6 protein-coding genes are annotated in these 6,145 nt (G+C 68.8%); all 6 read left to right on the top strand.

Annotation, left to right across the window (positions count from 1 at the left end; genetic code table 11):
• Nucleotides 1-238: 238 nt before the first annotated feature.
• The gene (locus tag ACIBK3_RS44260; protein ID WP_399374128.1) at nt 239-1,153 is read left to right on the top strand and encodes an NADP-dependent oxidoreductase; all 915 of its coding nucleotides are present in this window, start codon (nt 239-241) and stop codon (nt 1,151-1,153) included.
• Between the two features lie 148 nt (nt 1,154-1,301).
• Entirely contained in the window at nt 1,302-2,378 is a 1,077-nt protein-coding gene (locus ACIBK3_RS44255) for an alkene reductase (RefSeq protein ID WP_399374127.1), read from the top strand.
• 157 nt (nt 2,379-2,535) lie between these two features.
• On the top strand, nt 2,536-3,180 hold the full coding sequence (locus tag ACIBK3_RS44250) for an isochorismatase family protein (protein WP_399374126.1): 645 nt from the start codon (nt 2,536-2,538) through the stop codon (nt 3,178-3,180).
• Nucleotides 3,181-3,240: 60 nt separating this feature from the next.
• Nucleotides 3,241-3,369 carry a hypothetical protein gene (locus tag ACIBK3_RS44245; protein WP_399374125.1) on the top strand — a complete coding sequence of 43 codons (129 nt, stop codon included), beginning with the start codon at nt 3,241-3,243 and terminating at the stop codon, nt 3,367-3,369.
• Between the two features lie 214 nt (nt 3,370-3,583).
• Entirely contained in the window at nt 3,584-4,678 is a 1,095-nt protein-coding gene (locus ACIBK3_RS44240) for a hypothetical protein (RefSeq protein ID WP_399374124.1), read from the top strand.
• Nucleotides 4,679-4,927: 249 nt separating this feature from the next.
• Nucleotides 4,928-6,100: a DUF5624 domain-containing protein gene (locus ACIBK3_RS44235; RefSeq protein ID WP_399374123.1), complete on the top strand. Its 1,173-nt coding sequence runs from the start codon at nt 4,928-4,930 to the stop codon at nt 6,098-6,100.
• Nucleotides 6,101-6,145 lie beyond the last annotated feature (45 nt).

Here is a 6,145-nt window from a genome sequence, read left to right as displayed (position 1 = left end):
CCCCGACCAGGCCCAGGAGCTGCTGGTCTTCTCCGCCGTACCCGGCTCAACGGACTACGAAAAACTCCAACTCCTCGCAGCCGTAGGCGCTTAAGCCTGGTCGGCTGTCGCTCCGCAGGCCCAGATCGGGCACGCGCCCATCCAGACACTTGGCCAGCCACGTAATCGGTGCCGCGTTCTCTGTGTCCCGCCACTTGAACAGTGCCCCCAGCTCAACCCATAGAAGGAGACAACAGTCATGAAGGCCATCGTTTTCGATACGTTCGGCGGCACCGAGGTCCTGCACGAGGCGGAGATCGAGGTGCCCCGGCCCGGGCCCGGTCAGGTCCGTGTCCGTGTCCGTGCCGTAGGTGTCAACCCCGTCGACGGAAAGATCCGCTCCGGGATCATGGAGGCCATCTTCCCCACGACGCTGCCCGCCGTCCCCGGCGGGGAGATCGCCGGGGTCGTCGACGCCCTCGGCGAAGGCGTCGACCTGTTCAAGGTGGGCGACGAGGTGCTGGGCTGGTCCGACACCGGTGCCTACGCCCAGTACGCACTGGCCTGCGCGGCTGTCCTCGCCCCCAAGCCGGTGGGCCTGGACTGGACGCACGCGGCCGCGTTGCCGGTGGCGAGCGACGGCGCAGACCGGGTCCTGGATCTGCTCGATGTGAAGGCCGGCGAGACCTTGCTGATCCACGGCGCGTCCGGCGCACTCGGCACCGTCGCCGTCCAACTCGCCGTCGCCCGCGGCGCCCACGTCATCGGCACCGCCGGCCCGGCCAACCAGGAGTACGTGACCTCGCTCGGCGCCACCGCGCTGGTCTACGGAGAAGACCTGGTGGAGCGGGTCCGCGCTCTCGCCCCGAGCGGCGTGGACGCCGTGTTCGACGCTGCGGGCAAGGGCGCGCTGGAGGACTCCATCACCCTGCGCGGCAGCACCGACCGGATCGTCACCACCGCCGACTTCCGGGCCCGCGAACTCGGCATCGTCTTCGCCGAGGGCCCGGCGCGGCGCTCGGCCGCCCGGCTGGCCGAACTCGCCCAGCAGGCCGCCGACGGCGCACTGGTGACCACGGTCGGCGCAACCTACCCGCTCGCCGACGCGGCCAAGGCCCAGCAGACCAGCGACGCCGGCCACAACCGCGGAAAGCTCGTCCTCACCGTCGACTGACCCCCTCTCCCACGAGCCGGCGGCCCTTGCACCTGCGGGGCCGGCCCCCGTACGGCCGCCTGCAACCAGCAGGCGGGCCCGTGTCCGCACGCACCCGTGCGTCCAGACCGCACCCTCCCGTATCCCTTCCGCACCGAAGGAAGCCCTCATGCCCACCACTGACCTGAATCCCTTGTGGCAGCCCATCCGCGCCGGAGACATCCGGCTGCCGCACCGGCTGGCCATGGCCCCCATGACACGCAGCCGCAGCACCGCAGAAGGTGTGCCGACCGAGCTGAACGCCGAGTACTACGCCCAGCGCGCCTCGAACGCGCTGATCATCACCGAGGGCACCCAGCCGTCCGCCGACGGGCAAGGCTACCTGCTCACCCCCGGTGTCCACACCGGGGAACAGGTGGCCGGGTGGCGCAAGGTCACCGACGCGGTGCACGCCGCCGGCGGGCGCATCGTCGTGCAACTGATGCACGTCGGGCGGATCGCGCACGCCGACAACACCCCGCACGGACGGCAGCCGGTGGCGCCCTCCCCGGTGCGCCCGGCGGGCATGATGTACACCGCGTCCGGGCCGCAGGAGATGCCGCAGCCCCGGGCGCTGTCCACCGAGGAAATCGCCGCGACGGTCGAGGACTTCCGCCGCGCCGCGGCGGGCGCGGTAGCGGCCGGTGCGGACGGCGTGGAGATCCACGGCGCGAACGGCTACCTGGTACACCAGTTTCTGTCCTCCAACGCCAACGAGCGCACCGACCGTTACGGCGGCCCGGTCGAAGGCCGCATCCGCTTCGCCGTCGAGGTCGCCTCGGCCGTCGCCGACGAGATCGGCGCGGGCCGCACCGGCATTCGCCTGTCACCCGGGAACCCGTACAACGACATCCGCGAGGATGACACGCACGAGCTGTACCCGGCGCTGGTGCGCGCCCTCGCACCGCTGGATCTGGCCTACCTCCATCTGATTCACGCCGGCGATGAGCAGCTGCTGGACACCCTGCGGCCGCTGTGGCCGAACGCTCTCGTACTGAACCGCGCGGGTGCCGACCTGGCCGCACGGGCCAAGGACGTCGCCGACGGCCGCGCTGACATCGTCACCGTGGGCGCGCTCGCGCTGGCCAATCCCGACCTGGTCGAGCGGGTACGTTCCGGGACACCGCTGAACATGCCCGACCCGGCCACCTTCTACAGCGGCGGCGCAACCGGGTACACCGACTACCCCGCCCGCCGCGACGCCTGAAGAGAAGCGATGAGTTACCCCGCCTCCAGGCCCCCAGCACGGCGCGTCACGGCACCTTCGTCAGTGACCAAGCGGTCACCAGTGCGCCAAGGCACCTGCCCACCGTTGCGCGATCAACGCGCCGCTGTCCTCCTCCTTGATCAGAAAGAGTTCCGTCATGACTCCTGAGCCCCTCATCCCCGCCAACACCACCGTCGTTCTCGTCGACTACGCAGTCGGTTTCGCGAACCTTCTGCGCTCCCACAACCTCGCCGAACACATCAACAACGTCGTGGGCCTGGCGAAGACAGCGAAGTGGTACGAAAGCGGTCTGGTCGTGACCAACGGCCAGTCGAGCAAGCCGTCCGGCCCGCTGTACCCGGAGCTGCTGGAGGCCATCGGTGACCAGCCGGTCATCGAGCGTGCCGTCGACTTCAACTCCTTCCTGGACGAGTCGTTCGCCGAGGCAGTCCGGGAAGAAGGCCGGGAGAACCTGGTGGTCGGCGGCGTGGCTACGGACGGATGCGTGCTGCAGACGGTGCTGGGCGGCCTGCGTGAGGGCTACCGCGTGCACGTGGCCGTCGACGCCTCCGCCAGCCCCTCGCTCGAGGCCCACAACGCTGCGGTGCAGCGCATGGTCCAAGCCGGCGCGGTGCCGGTCACCTGGTTCTCCCTGGCCGCCGAGTTCCAGCTCGACCCCAAGTTCCACGACGCCCCGCACCGTATGCGGCTGATGCAGGAGAACGTGCCGTCCATGGGCATGAGTGCCCGGACTTTCTTTCACGCCTTCGAACTGGGCAAGCGCGCCGCCACGGCCGTCTGAGCCCCTGGGGGGCGGGCTCCGGCCCGCCCCCAGGCCCACTCGCTCATGAAGGCGGCCGGCATGGTGCAGCTGCGCTCGGTCGGCGCAGCGGTCTACGACACACCGCCCACCGCCATGACCTACTCCCATCACACCCAGCACTTCTCCCTGATGGCCGCCACCGTGCCCGCACTGCGCGCGCCGGCCTGACGAGCACTGGGAACGGCTCCAGCCGCATTTGAACGGGCTGCCTGAGCTTCGAAACGCGTACTGGACGGCGACAACTGCAGGACGCCCTTCCCGGCCAGGTACTCGAACGGCTGGTCTCACTCAAGGCGCAGTACGACCCGACCACGTCCTCGACAACAACTTTGCCCTGCCGTCGGTGCCGTTCCCGCACTGAATCCGAGGAGATGACCACCCGATGCCCAGCACACACCTGACTGAAATCCAGTCCATCCCCACCTCCGGTGCACGAGGCGTCGAGCCCTTCGACCTGGACGGCATGCATCTGCTCGCCATACCCCAGCTCGCCTATGACATGCCGGACACCCCAGCGAACATGAACGGAGGAGACAGCGACACGGATCTGCTTCTGCTCAAGCGAGGCGAGCGAGGATACGAGCCGTTCCAGCGCGTACCGGCGCCTGGCGGCGAGGACGCGGAATTCTTCCGTATCGGCGACCGTGCCTTCCTGGCCGTGGCCAGCATCCGTACCGGCAACGGCCCGTACCGGTATGCCACCTCGTCCCATGTCCTCGAATGGGACGGCACCTCCTTCGCCGAGTTCCAGTCCTTCGACAGTTTCGCCGCCAAGCAGTGGAGGCACTTCACGATCGAGGACCGGCACTTCCTGGCCCTCGCCCAAGGGGTCGCCCTTCCGGAACAGGAGGCCGACAACCGGCCTTCGCAGATCTTCCTCTGGGACGGTGAACGCTTCGCCCACTTCCAGGACATCGACTCACGATGGGCCTACAACTGGCATGCCTTCACCGTCGACGGTCACCATTTCCTGGCGCATGCCGAGCACGTGGGCCCGTCGGTGCTCTACCGCTTCGACGGGGAGGAGTTCCGGCCCCACCAGGAGCTGGCCGACCGGCACGGCCGCGCGTTCGCGCAGTTCACCGCAGACGGCGACGCCTTCCTGCTGGTGGCCCGGCTGCAGAGCGACTCGCAGCTGCTGCGCTGGGACGGCACCCGTTTCGTCGTCCATCAGACGCTGCACGGACCGGGAGCACGTGAGTTCGCCGTCGTGCCAGGTGCGGACGGGACCGTGTACATCGTCCGCGTGAACTTCGTCCTGGGCACACCGGCAGAACCGACCACCGACCTCGACTCCGAGATCTACCAGTGGCGAGACGGGCAGCTGGTGCAGACGGAGACCTTCCCCACGACGGGTGCCACCGACGTCGCCACCCTCCACGACGACGAAGAGGGTCTGCTCATCGCCGTCTCCCACAGCCTCACCGCCGACGTGCGCTTCGCCGCCCGCACGGTCCTCTACCGCTTCACCCTCTGAGTTCTCCGATCCCTGTGCCCCGCTCCTCCACGTACTTCGATCCCGCAGACGACCTCGCCGACGTTGCCCTGCGGCAGCGATCGAGTCGCGTCCCCCATTCGTGGTCGAGTCGCCGCGAGGCTCCGGGCGGCCACGTTCCCCAAGCCATCGCGCAATCTCCGCCACGAGAGCCATGCCCAGAGTCCCTGGGCCATCCGATCTTACGAGTGACCAGATCAGACGACCCATGCATGGAGAGGCAGGACTGCCATGACCGCCAACGAAAGCCCTGAGCTCGTCGACCTGTTCACCACCTACACGGCCGGCCCCACCAGCATCGGCTCCCACCTCACCCGTACCGCCGCCTCCGACACGGCGGACGCGCCACTGATCGTCGCCACCGGCACCGACTTCGCGCTCTACCCCGGCGGCGGCAAGCCCCCCACGGTCGAGGGCTTCCGCTTCTCCACCAAGGGCTTCAAGGAACTTGCCGGGATCTCCCACCTCGGCCCCGCCCTCGCCACCCTGGTGCAGCTGCGGAAGAAGTACGGCGCCCTCGGCTGGCGCGCGGACGCGGAGCGGCTTCTGGCCCAGGTGCGGCGCGGCCGGGAGGCGAACAGCGTCGAGTTGTGGCGTGACACCATTGCGGTCGAGACCTACCGCGGCCGTGAGCAGGCCATCACCGACATGGCCGACTACACCTTCGCCGTCACCGACCGCTTCCTCAGCGCGGCTCTCGATGACGAGAGCCGTCTCGACGCCGCCACCCTGCGCGGCGAGTACCTGGAAAAGGGCAGTGCCGAAGGGCACGGAACCATCATCCACATGATGATCGCCACGTTCTTCCTCACCGGGTTGGACATCTCACACCGGATCATCAGCTGGTTCCGTGAGCAGGAGATCGACTGGAGCCGGGCCATGGCGGTCATCGTCGGCAAGCAGGGGCGTCCCACCGCCGGTGTCACCTGGAACACCTCCAGCGTCGCCACCATGCTCCTGGGCGCCTCCGGCTACCAACTGCCTCTCGAACGCCTCTACATGGCACCCCACGCGCCCACATTCACCACGCCGCCCAACGGTGACCTGTCCGAGGTGGCAGCTCTGGAAGAGCCGCTGCGCCAGATCTGGTCCAACACCCGCGCCACCGTGGAACTCGGCGATCTGATGTTTCCCGGACTGCCCCGCTACGCCCCCGGACACCTCACCCTCCCGGACATCTCCGACCCGTCCGTCAACGAGATAAGCGAGATGCCCGTCATTCACGGCGCGAACGACTGGCGCGCCATGACGACCCGCCTGCGCATGGTGCTGGAGGACCCGAGGCAGCTGCTGTCCGGCTCGGTCACCGACTTCGCCGTCAGCCAGCTCGTCGCCGCCGACAACGATCCGGCCAAGGTGACCGTACCCGGCCTGGACAACGTCACCTACCCGACCGGACTGTGATCACCGCAAGCGGAAGGTCCCGTGCCGCGGTACCTTCCGCCCGAA

This window comes from Streptomyces sp. NPDC050287, assembly GCF_044459385.1.
Lineage (GTDB): Bacteria > Actinomycetota > Actinomycetes > Streptomycetales > Streptomycetaceae > Streptomyces.
The sequence above is the reverse complement of the archived record's forward strand: the minus strand, read 5'-3'. Positions and strand labels throughout refer to the sequence as shown.